The sequence below is a fragment of the Paenibacillus amylolyticus genome (assembly GCF_051136285.1).
Classification (GTDB): domain Bacteria; phylum Bacillota; class Bacilli; order Paenibacillales; family Paenibacillaceae; genus Paenibacillus; species Paenibacillus amylolyticus_F.
The window spans coordinates 6558585-6578679 of record NZ_CP194938.1; the positions used below are offsets into that span (position 1 = coordinate 6558585).

Consider the following 20095-nt stretch of genomic DNA (forward strand, 5'->3'; position numbering starts at 1 on the left):
TATTATTAAAAAAATAAAGACAAAGAGCATCAAGATCTTGAAGGGGATCTTGATGCTCTTTGTCATGTTATTAACACTTATGTTCTCGGGTTGTCTGCTTGTCCTTTGAAAATTAAGTCCATAAAACGATTAGCAGCCGAGGAGATCGGCATATTGCGTTTTGTCATGATCCCAACGTGAGAAGGGGGGAGTGGGACGTCCAGCTGAATCTCAAAGAGAGAGCCTTCTTCCAGCTCTTTGGAGATAAATTCACGCGTGACATAGGAGATTCCCAAGCCGCGACGTGCAAATTCAATCAGTAGGTCAACACTGCCAACCTCGATCTCTGGTTTTAATGTGTAATTGTAATGGTTAAAGAGTTCGGTGATTGCCATTCGCACCCGGCTGTTCCGGGAAAACAGGATAAGTTCATGTTCAAGCAGCATCTCCAGAGTTAGTACTTTCCCCTTCAACTGGGCATAACGTTCGCCAGCAACAAAACAATCTTTTAACTGAATGCTTTCCCGCACTTCTAGCTGTGGGTCAACGATCGGCATGCGGACAACTCCAAGATCAATTTTGCCTTCTTTCAGGAACGTTATAACTTCAGGCGTTGTTCCATGGCTTAGATGCAATTTAATGTTAGGGTAATGTATATGAAACTGCTCCAGATACGATAACATGTAATGTTTGAACAGCGAGTCGCTACCGCCAATCCGGAGTTCTCCGTTGTCCAGATTTTTCAATGCGGCCATTTTTTCTTCCGCAAGAGAGATCAAAATTTGGGACTGTTCGATATAGGAATACAGGCTGGCACCTTCCTGAGTCAACGATACACCTTTGGAGTTTCGATAAAACAGAGTGAGTCCGAAGCTGTCTTCCAACTGTTTAATGGCATGACTGACGCTGGGCTGAGTAATGTAGAGTGCTTTGGCGGCTTGGGTCAGGCTGCCTGTTTTGGCGGCCCAGTAAAAGACTTTATATAGTTCATAATTTGTTGTCATAGATATCGTCTATAGCTCCTGTGAAATATATTAATTACTTGTATGGCTATAAAACGTATTATAGTGTAACTACAACAAAGAAACCAGAGTTACTTGGAAGGAGCACGGTAAGATGGAACCAACAACAATTGTTTTATTTGGTGCTACTGGAGATTTAGCCAAAAGAAAAATATATCCTGCCCTATATAATCTGTACCTTGAGAAAAAGCTTCCTGAAACCTTCTCCCTGATCGGCATGGGCCGCAGAGAGTGGTCGGATGAATTTTTCCAGGCGCAAGTGGAAAAATCCTTACATGATTTCTCAAGACGTCAGGGAGATCATGAATCGGTCAAATCATTTGTAAAAGCTTTTCGTTACAGTGTATTGAATATCAGCCATAAGGAAGATTATATAAAGTTGCTTCAAGTGGTTGAGCAAAGAGAGGCTGAACTTGGCATTCCATCCAATCGCTTGTTTTATCTGTCGGTTGGTCCGGAGTTCTTCGAACCAATCGCTGAAAATATTCAGGCAAGTGGGCTTGGTTCCACCCAAGGATGGAAACGTCTCGTCATTGAGAAGCCTTTCGGTCATGATTTGCAATCGGCTCGCGACCTTAACCGCAAGCTGAGTGAATCATTCACAGAGGAAGAGATTTACCGAATTGACCACTACCTGGGTAAACCGATGGTTCAGAAGCTGGAGACACTTCATCAGAGCAACCCGATTATGAAGGCTCTGTGGAACAACCGTTACATCTCTAATGTTCAAATTACGGCGAATGAGACTGTTGGTGTTGAAGAACGCGCATCCTATTATGATCATGTAGGTGCTGTGCGTGACATGTTCCAGAATCATATGTTGCAATTGCTTATGATGATGGCTATTCAGCTTCCATATAACAGTACTTCCGAAAATGTGGGTCAGAAGAAAAAACACATTATGGAGTCTATTCAACCACTGCAGAAGCAAACGGTGGAGGCAAGTATCATTCGTGGACAGTATGCTGCAGGCAACATTCAAGGGAAACCGGTACATGCCTACACAGATGAACCGGGTGTTGCCGAGAACACGATGAATGACACATTTATTGCCGCGAAGCTGCAAATTGATGATTTCTTCTGGAGAGGTGTTCCGTTTTACATCCGTACGGGTAAAAGAATGAAGGAGAAATCAACACGAATTGTGATTGAGTTCAAAGAACCTTCAGGCCAGGGTCACCTGATCAAGAACAACGGTTCGAAACCTAACCTGCTTGTGATTGAAATGAGCCCGGATCAAAGCATGACACTGCAATTGAACGCAAGTGATCCTGAAAACAAAGGGGAGTTCAAACCCGTTCATATTGATCTTGCTCCTAATCAGGGAGATCTGGCAGAGGCTTATGAGAACTTGATTCGCGATGCGCTGCATGGTGATCCAACATTCTTTGCACATTGGGATGAAGTAGAGTTATCCTGGGCTTGGGTGCAACCAATTCTGGATGCATTTAATGAAAATCTGCTGCCACTTCACTTATATCCAGCAGGAAGTTATGGACCAGCCGAGTCGGATGCCATGCTTGAGGCGGAAGGTCACCACTGGTGGTTTGATGAACCACAGGATCAGAATTCCAAGGTATCAAGTGATGTGCCTTTAGCAGTAAATGGCAACATGTAAACAAAACTAAAAAATATCTGGAGGTTATTCAATCATGAAATTTTTTATCGATACAGCTAACGTGGAAGATATCCAAAAAGCATATAAAATCGGCGTATTATCAGGAGTAACAACAAATCCTTCTTTGGTTGCCAAAGAAGGCGTGAAATTTGAAGACCGCATCGAAGAAATTCTGAAGCTTGTGCCTGAAGTTGAGTCTGTTTCGGCAGAAGTTACACCGGACGCGCTGACTGCTGAGGAAATGATTGCTCAAGCGAACGAATTGATCAAAATCAACAACAACGACAAAAACATTACCATTAAATTGCCAATGACACTTGCAGGTCTGGAAGCTTGCCGTTATTTGACTAAAAAAGGTGTAAAAACAAACGTGACATTGATCTTCACCGTGAATCAGGCGTTGCTTGCAGCTCGTGCAGGTGCAACTTACGTATCTCCGTTCCTGGGACGTCTGGATGATATCTCCGAAGATGGCGTACAACTGGTAGCCAAAGTAGCTGAACTGTTCCGCACACATCATCTGGATGCACAGATCATTGCGGCATCCGTAAGACATCCGGATCACGTGACACGTGTAGCGATGGCTGGAGCACATATTGCAACAGTTCCATTTTCTGTAATTGAGCAAATCTCCAAGCACCCGCTGACAGATCAAGGCATGGAGAAATTTGCAGCAGACTGGAAAAAAACAGTACAATAAGAGCCATGCGAATGAAAAAGGGTTAACGCAAAAATATATATATAAATCATGGAGTATCGGGAGGACATAATGAGTAAACAACAGATTGGTGTCATTGGACTAGCAGTAATGGGGAAAAACCTGGCTTTTAATATTGAGAGCAAAGGTTTCTCAGTATCGGTATTTAACCGTTCCCCTGAGAAAACACATGATCTTCTGAAAGAAGCAGAGGGTAAAAAACTGATCGGAACGTTTTCTGTTGAAGAGTTCGTAGCTTCCTTGGAATCACCACGCAAAATTCTAATCATGGTACAAGCGGGTAAAGCAACCGATGCGACCATTGAGCAATTGCTTCCTCATTTGGATCAAGGAGATATTATTATCGATGGTGGTAATGCGTACTTCCCTGACACACAACGTCGCAGCAAAGATCTGGAAGCCAAAGGTTTCCGCTTCATCGGTGCAGGTGTATCTGGTGGTGAAGAAGGCGCTCTGAAAGGCCCGGCAATTATGCCTGGCGGTCAGGAAAGTGCGTATGAGCTTGTAGAACCAATCCTGACGGCGATTTCTGCCAAGGTTGGCGATGATGCGTGCAGCACGTATATCGGACCTGACGGTGCGGGACACTATGTAAAAATGGTGCATAACGGTATTGAATACGGTGATATGCAGTTGATTGGTGAAGCGTACCACTTGCTGAAATCGGTATTGAACGTATCGGTAGAAGAGCTGCATGAAATTTTCTCAGAGTGGAACCAGGGTGAACTCGACAGTTACCTGATCGAGATCACAGCGGACATCTTCTCCAAATACGATCCGGAAACAGGCAAACCGATGGTTGATGTCATTCTGGATGCCGCTGGACAAAAGGGAACAGGCAAATGGACAAGCCAAAGCGCACTGGATCTCGGCGTACCTTTGTCTATGATTACGGAATCCGTATTCTCCCGTTTCTTGTCTGCTATGAAAGACGAGCGTATCGCTGCAAGTAAAATTTTGAACGGACCCAAAGCAGAAGCATTCTCTGGTGACAAAAAAGCATTCATCGAGAACGTGCGCAAAGCACTATTCGCAAGTAAAATCGTATCCTATGCCCAAGGCTTCGCACAGATGCGTGCCGCATCCGACGAGTACGGCTGGGATCTGAAATACGGCAACATCGCAATGATCTTCCGCGGTGGTTGCATTATCCGTTCGCAGTTCCTGCAAAACATCAAAGAAGCATACGACAAAGACGCAGCCCTGAAAAACCTGTTGCTTGATCCGTACTTCCAAAACATCGTCGAAACTTACCAGGATGCATGGCGTGAAGTGGTAGCATCTGCGGTGAAACAAGGTATTCCGGTACCTGGTTTCTCTAGCGCATTGTCTTACTACGACAGCTATCGTACAGAGCGTTTGCCAGCAAACTTGCTGCAAGCACAACGTGACTACTTCGGCGCACACACATTCCAACGTGTGGACAAAGAAGGTTCATTCCACTTCCAATGGATGGATTCTAACGAGTAATTTAAATAAGAGCACCTTTGCAACAATCCTTTTGAGTTTACTCAAAGGGGAGTTGCAGAGGTGTTTTTTTGTTTTGGCGTGAGGATAAAGTTTGTTCAAAATTAAATATCACCAAATTGTAATAAAATGTACCTATCTGTAGTACGCAAAAGATGCTGGATTGCCTCTAATTACGTTATACTAGTTCAGACGGATTTGATTCTGTTAAAATAGCAGTATATAACTTTTAGATGGTGGGGGTCAGGCTAGGCATGTTTGTTCTGATAGGTATCCTGTTTTTACTCGTATATGGATTGTTAGTCTTCTACATAGGCTGGAGCGGATGGAGTTGGATGAAACCCGTCGTGGCAGCCAGATTTCGCTGGTTGTATATCGTAGCACTTGTTTTTCTGGCAGCTTCCTTTATTTTGGCACGCCTTTTTGGCAGTATTTCGTTTCTCGGTGTCATCGGTTCCTACTGGCTGGCGGTTTTCTCGCTGTTATTACTGATATTACCTGTTGTACACCTGACGTTGTGGCTTCTCCGCTTGACACGAATTCCTAGACATCACGCTCACAAATGGGCGGGTGTAGTTACGCTGGTTTTACTTATCTCTACAATGGGATACGGAATTTTCAACGCGTACAGTCCGGTCGTCAGACAATATAACATTCAGATTGATAAAAAGGTGGAAGGCATCGACAAGCTGAATATTGTCATGGCTGCGGACATGCATTTTGGACTGTTGTCTGGTCCTGCTCATGCTAAACGGATGGTGAAGGAGATCAATTCCCTCAAGCCAGACCTTGTCTTATATCCGGGGGATTTGATCGATGACAATCTGGCGATGTATGAGAAAAGCGGTATTGCCGATATAATTAGTGAAATCAAGGCTCCTTATGGCGTATATGCTTCACTGGGGAACCATGACAAGTTTGATGGACCTACCCAGGATCTGATCGCTGCTTTGGAGAAAAGCAATATGCAGGTGCTGTATGACGACAAGATCGTACTGGATAACAAAATTACGTTGATTGGACGGAAAGACCGCACGGAAGAAGATCGGGCAGATGTAGCAACGCTTATGCAAAATACAGATCTGAATCAGCCTGTGATCATGCTGGATCATCAGCCGTACGATCTGGATATTGCCGAGAAAAACAAAGTTGATTTGGTTGTATCTGGTCATACCCACCGGGGACAGATTGCACCAGCTCAATTTATAACAAAAGCGATCTATGAGAATGATTGGGGTTATCTACAAAAGGGCTCCATGCACTCGATTGTCACCTCAGGATACGGTTTCTGGGGACCACCAATCCGGACAAGCAGCCGTTCCGAGATCGTGCAGATTAACGTGACCTTTGGACAATAACAAAACAGCCTCTTCGTAAATAGAAGGGGCTGTTTTGTTATTTCTACAAACCGACAGTTAGTTTCGTACTCCATTTACGGGAATAACTTCAAACGAATAAAAAGCACCTTTTTTATTGATTTTACCGATGAGGGTGGTGGCTCCTTTTTTCGTAAAAGTGTATTGGTTATCTTGGATACGAACGCTGTATCCTATGCCTTAACGGATGTAATACCAAGCATTTTGAGTGAGCTCCGGGCTTTGCTAGTAAGTGCAGCTCGTGCATCCTTAAGGTCATACGGAATACTTGCTGACAATTGGTTGTTATGATCTACATCGACGTATAAACTTTGGTCATGCCCCCAGATCACCCAGTAGTTTTTGAGTCCGCTGTCGTTTATTTCGTGTTTAACACGCCAGAAGGCTTCTGCTTTAAATTTGTTGTCTTTATCAAAAGACTTCAGGAACGATTGTATTTTGTTGTATAAAGCTTGATCCAATACTTTGTTAAGATCATCTGCTTTAATTCACAACCCAATCATCAAATGCAGTGTCTGCGGATGTGAATTGAATCGTATGTTTTCCAGCCAGTGCTGTGATGGCATCGGTTAATTGTTTTGTAACTTTTTGATCCAGATTCAACGTATGTGAAACATCCTGAACCACGGAAGTGGGAGTTGATTCTGCCCAAGCGGCAGGAGCAATGGATAACAATAGTCATATAGAAGTGATTGCTGCGGTGATGGCAACCAATTTTTTCAAGGTTAGTCCTCCTGTTACGTAACTGTATTTGAATGACGTATTTATAGCTAGCTACATTATTAAGTGGATGATAAGGAAAATGTTACATACTTCGATAGATTCAATCTTAGAAAGGACGGGTCAGCTTTGCTTCAATTTTGCTGCGGAGTAGGGCCTTTTTTAGGTTTGTTCCTATGAAAATGAATGACTGAATCCCGGATGAGATGATATACTGTTTTCGTATCAGGGAGGAATGAAAATGAGAAAACCGATTATTGCCGTAGATATGGATGACACCATTTGTCAACTGGTCAAGCGGGCTATATACCATAACAACAGGAGCTTCCCAACACACCCACTCCAATATGAAGATATGGTCGACTGGGATACAACGCACTTGCGTCACCCTGATAGTACACATGAGGTGTTTTACGGGCGTCCTGGTTTATTCGAAGAGCTAGAATTATATGATGAGTATGTTGTAGAAGAGATGCAAAAGTTAAACGAAGTATACGATCTCATTATTGTAACAGCAGCGGAACCAAGAACGGTCAATGAAAAGTGGAATTGGCTTCAGATACATATGCCGTTTATTAAACTAGACCAATTCATTACGTGTAAACGCAAAAACTTGCTCACATACGATCTTTTAATTGATGATGGCCCCCATAATCTGATTCCGGCAGTGGAAAGTGGAAAGAAAGTGATCTGTATTCCGCATCCGTGGAACAAACAACAACGTGAGCAATACAACTTTCCGCAGATGTCTTCTTGGAAAGATGCGAAAATATGGATAGATAAACTTATACATAAACATTTTGTCGAAAAATCATAAAAATAGGATTGTAATCTTCTGGATAGGGGACTAAAATAAGATTTGGAATCTGAATTACCGGAGACTATCTTTCTATTATCAGACACAAGTGAGGTTATATGTATGAGTCCACCGGTTAATCGCCCCCGACGTATAGAGTACCTGGATCTCTATCGTGCAATCGCGATTATGGCTGTTGTCGCTATTCATGCAACATCAACAGCAGTTGCGCATTATCCCAAAAACACATTTGATCATGATTTATTTTATTTCTGGAACACTTTTTTTCAATTTGCAGTTCCGGCTTTTTTGTTCCTATCTTCACTGGTTTTGTTTTATAACTATAACACCAAGCTTAGTGAGAAAGGCTGGATCATTTATTTTTACAAGAAGCGAATGTTCTATATCTTTGTACCTTATGTTGCGTGGTCTCTGATCTATTTTGTCATCAATAAGTTAGCTGTAGGCAAAGAGCCGTTCGCAGATAGTACTCAGTTTGTGAAGCAATTGGCCCTTGGAACCGCCCATACACATTTGTACTTTTTTCTTATTATCCTTCAATTCTATATCGTATTTCCGTGGATACTTTATCTAACAAAACGACCGTGGTTTAGAAAATATATGCCTTTGTATTTTATTGCGGGTCAAGCATTATTTTATATATTAAATTTGAAGTTTGACTTCGGACGAACAGGCAGTCTATTGCCAAGTTATTTGATTGTGATTGGGTTCGGAGCGTGGATGGGGCTGAACTTCGAATGGTTGATGAAAAAAATGATGCGCCTTCGCTATGTGCTTCTGGTTGCGCTTATAAGCGGAGCAGCGATTTCCATGTATGCCTCGGGCTTCATTAAAACGAACTTGATTGAATGGCCACTGGTGATGTATACTGTGCTATTCACTGTACGAAATGTATTTACACTTTCTGCTTGTCTGGTGCTGCTGGTTTTGAGTGAGAAGGTAGGCACAAGAGAACGTAGAAGTGAATATAAAGTGTCTCGTTTTACGGATTCTTTGGGAACAGTCGCATTTGGTATCTTTTTAATTCATCCTTTAGTACTGATGGTTTGGAGACATGAGCTCACAGATGATTTTACCCGTCATTTCGGTCTTGGTATTGTATTATCATACATCGCAGCACTGTTGTTTTCCTGGCTCTGTGCGATGGCATTGCGTCGATTGAAATGGGGATGGGTTCTTATCGGACGTTAATTATTCTTTCATTTTGTTCAAAAATGATGTCAACAAGTACAAAGAGATTTCAAGTCTTTTTTCATAGGAGACTTGAAGTCTCTTTTTTATTTCCTTTAAAGAAGGTAAGATAGTAAAATGTCCACAAAAAGAAATTCATGGAATAAATAGAATGAATAAAAACGAACTAATTACTGTGGCAAAGCTTACATAGAATTTCATTAGAGTAGGGTGAGACCTATTGAAGTTGGTTATTATTTTTGGACCACAAGCCGTTGGGAAAATGACCGTAGGACAAGAATTGGAGAAGATTACGGACCTAAAGTTATTTCATAATCATATGACGATTGATCTTGTATCCCCATATTTTGACTATGGTTCTTCAGAGGGGAAAAGGCTTGTAGGCTTGTTTCGAGAAGAGATCTTTCAGGCAGTTGCCCAGAGTGAACTGCCGGGTCTTATTTTCACTTATGTATGGGCGTTTGATGTGGAGGAGGATCATGCCTACATTCGGCATCTTACTGATCTGTTTGTTGCTCACGGTGCCGAGGTATGTTATGTAGAACTGGAAGCACAAGTATCAGAACGACTGGAGCGTAATAAAACACCGAATCGTCTGCACCATAAACCTACAAAACGAGATATTGCCTGGTCTGAGCAGAACTTATTGGAATCTATGAAGCAATACCGATTAAATTCTGAACCGGGAGAGGTTACACACGAACGTTATCTTCGGATAGATAATACAAACCAAAGTCCCGAGTTTACTGCGCAATGGATCCGGCGTCATTTTGATTTGTAGTTTCATACATGTGTAATTATACTTAAGGATCGTTATACTGGGACTGATACAATCTGTTAATCAGGAGGAGTTAGATGTATTTTTTAATGCTTTTGTTAGTTGGTGTTGTGTTATGTTTTTTGTTTCCTTACGGACCCATCCTTGTCGGAGGTATCATCTTTGCAGTTGTTATTGATCAATACCGGCAAACGATGTATATGCGTGAAGATATTCTGGCGATCAAAAATCATTTGAATTTAATGAGTAAAGAAGAGTTGAATTCGTATGAGACGGATCAGACTTATAAAGATATAGACCGGATCTCATCCGAGAGGATGGATGTTATCAATCGCAAGATTGAGGCAGAATTAGAGCGGGACAACAAAAATAAAAAAACATAACTGATTTTGAATGATTAGAGCAACCTATACTAAATACGATCACCATTTTACTTTGCCTGGGTGGTTATATATACACAAGAGTAGATGAACTCTACTAAAGCTTTAACCGTTTTTTGTTGCATAAACCAGTGAAATGTAATACCATGAACGCACATATCAGTTTACATTGAAGAGATAAGGGCATCTCCAGTAACCTCAAAGCGCAGGTGTGGTTTGCCTTTTTCTGTATATTGGAGTGATGAAGTGAAAATCGAGAAGGTGTTAAACAATAATGCGGTAGTGGCCATCAAAGATGAACAAGAAGTTATTGTTATTGGTCGGGGTATCGCTTTTCAAAAGAAGACAGGTGATCTGATCTCTGACCAGCATGTTGACAAGATATTTACTTTACAGAATGAAGATATTCAGGAAAACTTCAAGGCGTTGATTGCAAGCATCCCGCTTGAGTACATGAAGGTGTCCGAAGAAATTATTGCTTATGCCAAGCTGAAACTCGGCAAGAAGTTAAACGAGAGTATCTATCTGCATCTGACGGATCATATTCATTTTGCCATCGAGCGGTTCCGCAACAATCTTCCTATTCGGAACGGGTTGTTATGGGAGACAAAGCAGCTCTATAAAGATGAGTATGAAGTTGGGCTTGAAGCGTTAAATATGATCTGTGATCAATTCGGTGTGCTTTTACCGGAGGATGAGGCAGGATTTATGGCACTGCATTTTGTGAATGCGGCACTTAACGAAGAGATGCCTAATATACGCAATATGACGCAGGTTATGCAGGAGATTCTGACGATTATCAAATATCACTTCAAAATGGATTTTGATGAGAATGGCTTAAACTACACCCGTTTTGTTACACACCTGAAGTATTTCGCTCAGAGAATGGTTAAAGGGAAGCACTACAAGAGCAACAATGATGACGAACTGTTCCAGATGATTCAGAAAAAATACCCGGATGCACACAAGTGCTCTGTGAAAATCAAAAAGTTTATTGAAAATAACTACACCTATCAACTGACTGACGAAGAAATGATGTATTTAACTATTCATATTGAGCGAGTGGTCAATGCAACTTCTGAATAATCATACGGTCTGACAAATAAATAAAAAAGTGCTTGCAAACATAGTCCAGATGTACTATGATGATTTCAAGAAGTAAGCGCATACATTATTCAAACGGATTGTTACTGTTCAATCAGGCAATTCCGGGCCGCAAGGTTGAAGGATTAATCAATGTGCTTGCCAAGCAATAATAATCAAATATCAATGTGTACAGCCTTACAGGGTTGCAACCGTTAAGGGCAAAACCTGAATTGCTGAATAACATGACTGATTTCCGGATTTCCGGTACGTTGTGATTGTTCAGTAGTTCAGGTTTTCTTTGTTTCACAAGCATGGGGAGTCTACTTAGAGAGGAAGAATGACAATGAGCAACTACGATCAATTGGCAAAAGACATTCTGTCACGGGTCGGGGGACCTGAGAACGTAAAAAGTGTATTTCATTGTGTAACAAGACTTCGGTTTAAGCTGAAAAATGAAAGCGTAGCCAAAACGGAAGAGCTTAAAAATCTACCGGGCGTAATCACGGTTATGCAAAGTGGAGGGCAGTATCAGGTTGTTATCGGCAATGAAGTGCCGGATGTATATAAAGCAGTAGTAAAAGCAGGCAATTTGTCTGCTGAAGGTCAAGTAGAAGCGACGGATGAAGACTCCGGTCCAAAAGGCAATTTGTTTAACCGCTTTGTTGATATGATTTCTGGTGTATTTACTCCAGTTCTCGGATTGCTTGCTGCGACGGGGATGATTAAAGGTTTCACGGCGATGTTCTTGTCCTTGGGCTGGATTGATAAGGATGCTGGAACGTATGCTCTGTTAAACGCCATTGGAGATTGTTTATTTTACTTCTTCCCGATCTTCCTTGGATACACAGCTATTAAAAAGTTTGGTGGAAGTCCATTCCTGGGGATGGCGATTGGTGCTTCGTTAGTTTACCCAACACTGGCGGGAATACGCGCTGGGGAACCGATGTATACTTTGTTTGCAGGTACCTTGTTTGAATCACCGATTCGGATTGAGTTTCTAGGTATACCGGTCATTCTGATGGATTATGCCTCATCCGTTATTCCGATTATTATAGCAACGTTCTTCGCAGTTAAAATTGAGCGTTTCTTCAAAAAGGTTATGCCTAAAGTAGTTAGTAATTTCCTGGTTCCATTTTGTACTTTGCTTGTTATTGTACCCCTTACATTTTTGGTTATTGGCCCGGTTGCGACATGGGCGGGTCAACTATTAGGAGCATTTACTTCTTCCATTTACGGTCTGAGTCCGTTACTTACAGGTCTTGTAATCGGTGGTTTGTGGCAAGTATTCGTCTTGTTCGGACTCCACTGGGGACTCGTTCCATTGGTATTCGTTAACCTTGCAACTCTGGGTTATGATTCGATTCTGGCATTGTCTTTTGCAGCTTCCTTTGCTCAAATCGGTGCAGTGCTTGCGGTTATGTTGAAAACGAAAAGCCAAAAGCTGAAAACACTCGGTGCACCTGCGTTCATTTCCGGAATATTCGGTGTCACTGAGCCAGCGATTTACGGTGTGACACTACCACTCAAAAAACCATTTATTATGAGCTGTATCGCTGGTGGTATTGGTGGAGGTATCCTTGGGTTGTTCGGAGCAAAAGGTTACATCATTGGTGGTCTCGGGATCTTCGGTTATCCGAGCTATGTAAGTCCTACAGAAGGAATGAATTCCGTATTCTTCTGGGTTGTTGCAGCTACAATTATCGCATTCATTCTTGGTTTCATCCTGACATATGTTGTTGGCTTCAAAGATCCAGCTGAAAAATCAGCTGCTCCTGCGCCAGTTCTGGATCCTAACCCGAACAATCGTTATGAAATTGTAAGCCCGATGGCTGGTGAAGTGGTTGAACTGAAAGAAATTAACGATGTTACGTTTGCCGGAGAACATATGGGTAAAGGTATTGCTATCCGTCCAACTAGTGGTAGAGTGGTGTCCCCAATTACTGGTGTTGTGCAAACGGTGTACCGTACCAAACATGCCATTGGTCTTGTTACAGATGATGGTGTAGAAATGCTGATTCACATTGGTCAGGATACGGTGCAATTAAAAGGTCAACATTTTACAGCTCATGTCAAAGATGGGGATCGTGTCAATGCAGGTGATCTGATTATGGAGTTTGATCTGCAAGCAATCAAAGACGCGGGATATGAGATCGTTACTCCGATTATCATTACGAATACTTCTAATTATCTGGACGTTGTCCCGACTAAAAGCGCAAGTGTGAACGAGAAGGATAAGCTGCTTACTGTACTGAGCTAATCTGTGAGCTTGATCTAATCTAATCCGATCATAAATGCCTATGATGAATAGGAGGAGTACTTCGATGTTTGAAAAAATGAATGCCTTCCCGGAGAATTTTCTCTGGGGAGGAGCAACGGCGGCGAATCAGCTGGAAGGTGCTTATCTTGAAGGAGGGAAAGGGTTAACAACGGTTGACCTGATTCCGATTGGAGCCAATCGTTTTCCGATTGCACTCGGTAACCTGGATTCGTTTGAACCACAAGAAGGTGAGTTCTACCCTTCGCATGACGCGATTGATTTTTATCACCGGTACAAGGAAGATATTGCATTATTTGCGGAAATGGGATTCAAGTGTCTCAGGCTTTCGGTAGCCTGGGCACGGATTTTCCCGAATGGTGATGATACAGAGCCTAATGAAGCGGGACTTCAATTTTATGACGATGTCTTTGACGAGTTACTGAAGTATAATATTGAACCAGTCGTAACCATCTGCCACTTTGATGTGCCTGTGAATTTGGTGAAGAATTATGGCGGCTGGAAAAACAGGAAGATGGTCGGCTTTTTTGAAACTTATGCCAAAACACTGTTTAATCGCTACAAGGATAAAGTGAAATACTGGATGACATTTAACGAGATCAACATGCTGCTTCATTTGCCTTATATCGGTGCAGGGATCGTGCTGGGGGAAGGTGAAGACAAGGAGCAAGTGTTGTATCAGGCGGCTCACCATGAACTCGTTGCAAGTGCGCTGACAGTTAAAGCTTGTCACGAGATCATTCCGAGTGCACAGATTGGATGTATGCTGGCTGCGGGTACGGTATACCCTTATAGTTCACATCCTGAAGATGTGTGGAAAGCGATGGATAAAGATCGGGAGTCATTCTTCTTCATTGATGTACAGTCAAAGGGTGAGTATCCGGGTTATACCAAGCGTTTTTTCAGAGAAAATAATATCCGTATTGAGATGCAGCCGGAAGATGCCGAAATTTTGAAGCAACATACGGTTGATTACATTGGTTTCAGTTATTATGCAAGCCGTTGTACCAGTGCTGATCCGGAAGTGTTGAAAGAGTCCACCGAAGGCAATGTGTTTGGATCGGTCAAGAATCCGTATCTTCAAGCGTCAGAATGGGGCTGGACCATTGATCCCAAAGGGCTTCGGATTACATGTAACCAGCTCCACGACCGCTATGGCAAACCGTTGTTTATTGTTGAAAATGGACTTGGTGCTACCGATGTTTTGCTCGATAATGACACGGTTGAAGATGATTATCGTATTGAGTATCTGAATAGCCACTTCGCTGAAATGGCCGAAGCGATTCAGGATGGTGTAGAACTGATTGGTTACACCAGTTGGGGGCCAATTGATCTGGTTAGCGCAGGCACGGGTGAGATGAAGAAACGGTATGGCTACATTTATGTAGACAGAAATAATGACGGGAGCGGAACACTTCGCCGCGTACGCAAGAAAAGCTTCCATTGGTATAAAGAGGTTATCGCAAGTAACGGAGCCCGATATTTCTGATTTAAGTTGTTCATATCGTATAAAGGTAAACAAAGAGCAGTCTCGTTACTACGGGATTGTTTTTTGTTTGGAGATGAATTGGAGGGGGAATTTGACCCATGATATAAATTTCAATATAATTTATTAATGTAGTAAATCTTGTCAACTAAGAAGGGAGGAGTAACCAGTCATGAAGAAAAAATCACTAGCGTTTATATCTTCGGGATATGGATACTCCACTGCGGTATTTTTCTAGAATCCACTACACTGGATAAGTCTGCCCATATGGGGATGAAAGTGAGGAATTACCGTAGAAAAATCTTAGGAATGATGAGGTAACGAACATGAAAAATGAAAAAATTACTAGAAAAAATCCTACGAATATGCCAGCACCTGTAGGTAATTACACGCACATTACAAAAATTCCGAGAAATGCGGAGTTGTTCGTGACATCAGGGCAGATTGGAGCAGATGTGAATGGACAATTCCCGGATACACTTAATGAACAAGTTACCAATACATTTAACAATATCAAGACCGTTTTGCAATCGGAGGATTTGAATGCAGAACATATCATTAAAGTGAATGTATGGGCAACGGAGAAAATAGATTGGGATTTCCTATACGCCGAGTGGGAACAATTATTCGATCATGAGTATCCCGCGATGACAATTGCATATATTACGGAATTAGGTCTACCCGAAATTAAGATTGAAATTGAGATTTGGGCAGCAAAACTGTAAAAATCAATTCATTATCTATATAACTATGGAATGTCTATTGTATAGACGCTCCATAGTTTTTTTACTTGTTTAAAATACGTTATGGGACTTGCACACTCTGATAGGCATTCAGCCGCCCGTACGTCCAATAGATGCCTGAACCGGAGATGGGCTCTGAAGCGAAGCACAGTGCATCCCGGATTTGAACATTGGTTTTACCTTGAGCAGCGAGTAGAGCAGAAACGCCAGCAACTTGCGGAGCAGCCATTGATGTTCCGCTGAGATACGCATACGAACTGCCAAGGTACGTGGAGAGGATGGTATCACCCGGTGCAGCCATATCGACCCAAGAGCCGTAGTTCGAGAAGTTCGATTTCAGGTCAGATGAATTGGTGGATGCCACAGCAATGACGTTGGAGTAAGAAGCAGGCACGATCGGGAATGAGGTATTGTCATTGCCAGCTGCTGCAATAATGACAGCCCCGCGATCCCAGGCATACTGAACAGCGGCTTGAAGGAATGCATCTCCGGTAGGACCACCCAGACTAAGATTGATCACTTGAACGCCGTTATTGGCAGCAAAAACAAGCCCGTTGCCCACATTGCCAATCGTTCCTTGGCCGTTGTTATCCAACACACGAAGCGGAACGATAGAAGCCAAAGGTGCTGTACCCGCAATGCCAACACCATTATTGGTAATCGAGGCAGCAATACCAGCAACATGTGTACCATGGCCGTTTCCGTCCTCAGGGATGTTGTCATAATCCACGTAATCGTAACCGGGCAAGAGCTTTGAAGCCAGCTCGGGGTGGTTTAATTGTACACCAGTATCAATGATAGCGATTTTAATTGTGCTGGTACTCTGGTTGATATCCCATGCAGCCGGGGCATTAATTTTGGTCAGATTGTACTGATAAGGGAAGAACGGATCGTTGGGGATAAACGAAGCTTCAACCAGATAGTTGGGATGGGCATGTTCAATGAGAGCATGATCTTTATACAGTTTGAGTATGCGGTGCATTTTTTTGCGAGATTCGATACGATACCATCCCAAGTCTTCATAGGTCTCAGCGACTTTACATTTGTTTTTTCGATGGAGGGTGTGCATCTGATCAGGGGTTGTGCCTTCCTTGAACTTAAGCAACAGTTGATGGGGAGCATGCGGATCAAATTTACTTGCGTCCCTTTGGTCTACATAACGAAGGGTGAACCAGGTGGATATTAAAATGAGAACCGCCACGACGCTAAACCATAACCACATTGGCTTGACCCCTTTCCCAATTGGATTTTGACACGACTTATCCTATGCGGACTCTATGAAAATGCGCGGGCTTTCTTCCAAAATGGGTCGGGAGTACCGATAGATTCATAGGTTAATCTGAAGTCAATACATGATAGGTTGGATTGAGTTTAGTCGATTGATAGGTTTGCTAGAATTCGTTAAGATGAAGAGAGGTACCTCGTAATCGAAGAAAGGGAATGTGATATGGTTGACAGCACATCAGATGAAACCGGAAGTAAGACCTGTTCAATCCCATGAGATACAGGAAGTGATTAATTTTGCTATGGGTGTACGAAGTGAAGTGTTTCCCATGATGGATCCTACCGAACTTCCCAAAGACTTTGAACAGTTCAGGGACACGTATATAAACCGGAAGGATACCACTTTTCTGCTTGCACGAATGGGCGAAGCGGGCGTGATCGGCTCGATCGGGATTGTTCCTTACGATGGACGTATACAGGCAATTGAAGGCCGTTACCCTGTAAACACCGCAGCTGAGGTTGTAAAAGTTTACGTGGATCCTGCTTACCGCAGGTACGGCATTGGCTCACTCCTGGTGAAGGAGCTGGAGCAGATCATAACCAAAATGCCCTATACAACGTTATATCTACACACCCATCGTTTTCTGCCGGGAGCCGTAGATTTCTGGGAACGTCAAGGATTTACGTTTATTACGGAAGAGCAGAATGAATGGCAGATCGTGCATATGGACAAACCCATAAACGTTTAGATCGGAGAGATGTATATATGTACACAAGTCTGATTGAGAAATTGGAGCAACGCCTCGGTAGTGAATCGTATTATTTCAGACATAGAATGCAATTGGGGGAAATAACAGATGAGCAATATTAAACGAAAAGTTGTATTTATTGATATTGATGGCACATTGGTAGACGACGACGGTAACATCCCAATGTCTGCACAAGAGGCTTGTAAACAAGCCCATAAGAATGGACATTTGCTGTATTTATGCACAGGCCGCTCCAAGGCCGAGATCTATGATTCGATCTGGGATGTAGGTTTTGACGGATTGATTGGAGCAGGCGGAGGATACGTCGAATACGGATCTGATGTGTTATATCATAAAAAAGTAACTGCTGAAGATGTTCGTCATATGGTCGATTTCTTCAATGAACACGGCATTGATTTCTATCTCGAATCCAACTCTGCATTGTATGCGAGCAGTAATCTTCAGACTCATCTGGAACGCCGCATCTATGGAGATATCGAGAATGATCCAGTTGCCCGGGAGAAAAAGGAAACCAAACCTCATCCGTTTATTGCAGGCTTAACCTATGGTGAAGCCGATCTGTATAAGGATGATGTTAACAAGGTCTGCTTTCTGGAAAGCCCGGTGGTTCCGTTTGAACGAATCAAAGAGGAGTTTGAAGGCAAGTTTGAAGTAATTCAATGCACTGTACCTGTTTTTGGAGAGGGCAGTGGTGAGCTGATGATCCCGGGAATCCACAAAGCGATTGCCATTGCAGATTTGTTACAACATCTGGGGATGTCGCGGGAAGATACGCTGGCTATCGGAGATGGGATGAATGATGCCGAGATGCTGGAATTCTGTGCTGTAGGTATTGCTATGGGGAATGCGAAACCCGGTCTAAAAGCAATTGCCGATGATATCACGGGCTCCGTGGAAGAAGACGGGCTGTATCATAGTTTTGTGAAGTATGGGCTAATTTAAGGGCTTGGATAAGACAACTGTAAGATTTGATCAGATCAGCTAAACAGACATCTCCGTCATTGGAGGTGTCTATTTTTATATCCAGGTTTATTGCATATCTTAACGAGAAAGTTTAATATAAATTTTGAAAACAAGGGATTTTTTGGTTTTTAAATGGATTTAAATGAAACATGAACATTGAATATATGGAGGATGCCAGATGAGTAATGTTGCTCTGTTGTTTCCTGGACAAGGGTCTCAAATCGTTGGAATGGGAAAAGATTTTTGGAATCATTTTGATGTTGCCAAGCTCTTATTTGAAGAAGCTAGTGACGCTATTTCTTTCGATCTAAAAAAGCTATGCTTTGAAGGAAACATGAATGATTTGACATTGACGATGAATGCCCAACCTGCGCTGTTAACGGTTAGTGTTATTGCTTTTCACGTATATATGCAGGAAATGGGGATGAAACCTGCTTACATGGCAGGGCACAGCTTGGGAGAATATTCGGCTCTTGTATGTGCAGGTGTTCTATCTTTTCGTGATGCTGTTCAACTTGTAAGACAACGGGGCATCATTATGCACAATGCAGATCCATATCAGCAAGGGAGCATGTGTGCTGTTTCAAACATCCCAATGGGAACGCTCCAAGAAATATGTGAAGAAGTCTCGACCAACGAACGTCCGGTAAGTATTGCTTGTATAAACGCAAACCAGCAGTTTGTCATTTCAGGCCATCGCCAATCTCTTGAAGAAGTAATAAGAAGGACTGAATCCAAGGATACAAAACATTCTTATCTTCAAGTATCCGGGCCGTATCATTCTCTCATGATGCAAGATGCGGCAGAACAATTCAAGATTGAATTGGATCAATATCAATATCGATATAGTCATGCAGCCTACCCGATCATTTCCAATGTCACAGCGGAGCCATATCAGTCGGATCGACCCGTTGTGGATTATTTAAATAAACAGATGACTTGGCCAGTAAGATGGTTGGAGTCTATGCATTATTTAATAGGACAGGGGGTTGCTGAGGTCATTGAACTGGGTTCCAAACAGGTGTTAGTGAGTCTTATGAATAAAATAACGAAGAACATTGTGTCTTACTCTTTAGGTCAACCTTCCGATTTAACGATCCTTGCGAATTCACAGGCAAGACAAGACAAACTGTTAACCATACGTAAACAAAAGTTGTCTCAACTGATGATCACGGCATTCACTTCACGGAATTACAGTCAGGACCTAGCAATATACAATAAAACAGTTGAGCCATTATTTCCTAAATTACAAATGATAAAAGAACAGCTAGACAATAATCGCCATGAACTCAGTGAAAAAGATATACATGATTCAATCGAACTCTGTCATTGCATTCTTAGAGCGAAACAATCTCCCTTGAACGAAAAAACGATGATGAATACAATCTAGCAGATTTTATATCTACGATAAGCCATGTCACCCAGGCAGTCTCATCTTGAGACTGTCTGTTTGTCATTGGATATGTTCTGAAATGATCAAAA

The 20095-nt window shown here is 42.4% G+C and carries 19 protein-coding genes; 15 read left to right on the plus strand and 4 right to left on the minus strand.

Features of this window, described 5'->3' with window-relative positions; all coding sequences use genetic code 11:
- Window positions 1-77: 77 nt before the first annotated feature.
- The gene (locus ACR8BL_RS28665) at window positions 78-983 is read right to left on the minus strand and encodes a LysR family transcriptional regulator (RefSeq protein ID WP_434750675.1); all 906 of its coding nucleotides are present in this window, start codon (window positions 981-983) and stop codon (window positions 78-80) included.
- A gap of 112 nt (window positions 984-1095) precedes the next feature.
- Here ACR8BL_RS28665 and zwf point away from each other — a divergent pair, with 112 nt between their 5' ends.
- From zwf to ACR8BL_RS28685, 4 genes are all read left to right on the plus strand, one after another.
- A complete protein-coding gene (gene zwf, locus ACR8BL_RS28670) occupies window positions 1096-2619 on the plus strand; it encodes a glucose-6-phosphate dehydrogenase (protein WP_434750676.1) in 1524 nt (507 codons plus the stop codon).
- A gap of 34 nt (window positions 2620-2653) precedes the next feature.
- Window positions 2654-3319 carry a fructose-6-phosphate aldolase gene (fsa, locus tag ACR8BL_RS28675; RefSeq protein WP_434750677.1) on the plus strand — a complete coding sequence of 222 codons (666 nt, stop codon included), beginning with the start codon at window positions 2654-2656 and terminating at the stop codon, window positions 3317-3319.
- A 69-nt stretch (window positions 3320-3388) separates the two neighbouring features.
- The gene (gene gndA / locus ACR8BL_RS28680) at window positions 3389-4807 is read left to right on the plus strand and encodes an NADP-dependent phosphogluconate dehydrogenase (protein WP_434750678.1); all 1419 of its coding nucleotides are present in this window, start codon (window positions 3389-3391) and stop codon (window positions 4805-4807) included.
- A 251-nt stretch (window positions 4808-5058) separates the two neighbouring features.
- The gene (locus tag ACR8BL_RS28685; RefSeq protein ID WP_434750679.1) at window positions 5059-6162 is read left to right on the plus strand and encodes a metallophosphoesterase; all 1104 of its coding nucleotides are present in this window, start codon (window positions 5059-5061) and stop codon (window positions 6160-6162) included.
- Between the two features lie 191 nt (window positions 6163-6353).
- Here ACR8BL_RS28685 and ACR8BL_RS28690 read toward each other — a convergent pair whose 3' ends face one another.
- Window positions 6354-6641 (minus strand): hypothetical protein, encoded by a 288-nt coding sequence (locus tag ACR8BL_RS28690; protein ID WP_434750680.1) that lies wholly within the window; start codon window positions 6639-6641, stop codon window positions 6354-6356.
- A gap of 22 nt (window positions 6642-6663) precedes the next feature.
- Entirely contained in the window at window positions 6664-6855 is a 192-nt protein-coding gene (locus ACR8BL_RS28695; protein ID WP_434758301.1) for a hypothetical protein, read from the minus strand.
- 286 nt (window positions 6856-7141) lie between these two features.
- On the opposite strand from ACR8BL_RS28695, the gene ACR8BL_RS28700 reads away from it, so the two are divergent.
- From ACR8BL_RS28700 to ACR8BL_RS28735, 8 genes are all read left to right on the plus strand, one after another.
- Entirely contained in the window at window positions 7142-7717 is a 576-nt protein-coding gene (locus ACR8BL_RS28700) for a 5' nucleotidase, NT5C type (RefSeq protein ID WP_434750681.1), read from the plus strand.
- A gap of 102 nt (window positions 7718-7819) precedes the next feature.
- Window positions 7820-8908 (plus strand): acyltransferase, encoded by a 1089-nt coding sequence (locus ACR8BL_RS28705; protein ID WP_434750682.1) that lies wholly within the window; start codon window positions 7820-7822, stop codon window positions 8906-8908.
- Between the two features lie 220 nt (window positions 8909-9128).
- On the plus strand, window positions 9129-9689 hold the full coding sequence (locus ACR8BL_RS28710) for a shikimate kinase (protein ID WP_434750683.1): 561 nt from the start codon (window positions 9129-9131) through the stop codon (window positions 9687-9689).
- A 74-nt stretch (window positions 9690-9763) separates the two neighbouring features.
- Window positions 9764-10069, plus strand: coding sequence for a hypothetical protein (locus ACR8BL_RS28715; protein ID WP_434750684.1), 306 nt, complete (start codon window positions 9764-9766; stop codon window positions 10067-10069).
- 243 nt (window positions 10070-10312) lie between these two features.
- Window positions 10313-11152, plus strand: a complete 840-nt coding sequence (licT, locus tag ACR8BL_RS28720; RefSeq protein WP_434750685.1) for a BglG family transcription antiterminator LicT — start codon at window positions 10313-10315, stop codon at window positions 11150-11152.
- A 343-nt stretch (window positions 11153-11495) separates the two neighbouring features.
- Entirely contained in the window at window positions 11496-13409 is a 1914-nt protein-coding gene (locus ACR8BL_RS28725; protein WP_434750686.1) for a beta-glucoside-specific PTS transporter subunit IIABC, read from the plus strand.
- Between the two features lie 64 nt (window positions 13410-13473).
- On the plus strand, window positions 13474-14916 hold the full coding sequence (locus ACR8BL_RS28730) for a 6-phospho-beta-glucosidase (protein ID WP_434750687.1): 1443 nt from the start codon (window positions 13474-13476) through the stop codon (window positions 14914-14916).
- A gap of 323 nt (window positions 14917-15239) precedes the next feature.
- Complete coding sequence (locus ACR8BL_RS28735) at window positions 15240-15638, plus strand: RidA family protein (RefSeq protein ID WP_434750688.1); 399 nt, start codon at window positions 15240-15242, stop codon at window positions 15636-15638.
- 79 nt (window positions 15639-15717) lie between these two features.
- Here ACR8BL_RS28735 and ACR8BL_RS28740 read toward each other — a convergent pair whose 3' ends face one another.
- Window positions 15718-16878, minus strand: coding sequence for a S8 family peptidase (locus tag ACR8BL_RS28740; protein WP_434750689.1), 1161 nt, complete (start codon window positions 16876-16878; stop codon window positions 15718-15720).
- A 244-nt stretch (window positions 16879-17122) separates the two neighbouring features.
- On the opposite strand from ACR8BL_RS28740, the gene ACR8BL_RS28745 reads away from it, so the two are divergent.
- From ACR8BL_RS28745 to fabD, 3 genes are all read left to right on the plus strand, one after another.
- A complete protein-coding gene (locus ACR8BL_RS28745; protein WP_434750690.1) occupies window positions 17123-17629 on the plus strand; it encodes a GNAT family N-acetyltransferase in 507 nt (168 codons plus the stop codon).
- A 108-nt stretch (window positions 17630-17737) separates the two neighbouring features.
- Window positions 17738-18592 carry a Cof-type HAD-IIB family hydrolase gene (locus ACR8BL_RS28750; RefSeq protein ID WP_434750691.1) on the plus strand — a complete coding sequence of 285 codons (855 nt, stop codon included), beginning with the start codon at window positions 17738-17740 and terminating at the stop codon, window positions 18590-18592.
- A 199-nt stretch (window positions 18593-18791) separates the two neighbouring features.
- Window positions 18792-20003 (plus strand): ACP S-malonyltransferase, encoded by a 1212-nt coding sequence (gene fabD, locus ACR8BL_RS28755; RefSeq protein WP_434750692.1) that lies wholly within the window; start codon window positions 18792-18794, stop codon window positions 20001-20003.
- Window positions 20004-20095 lie beyond the last annotated feature (92 nt).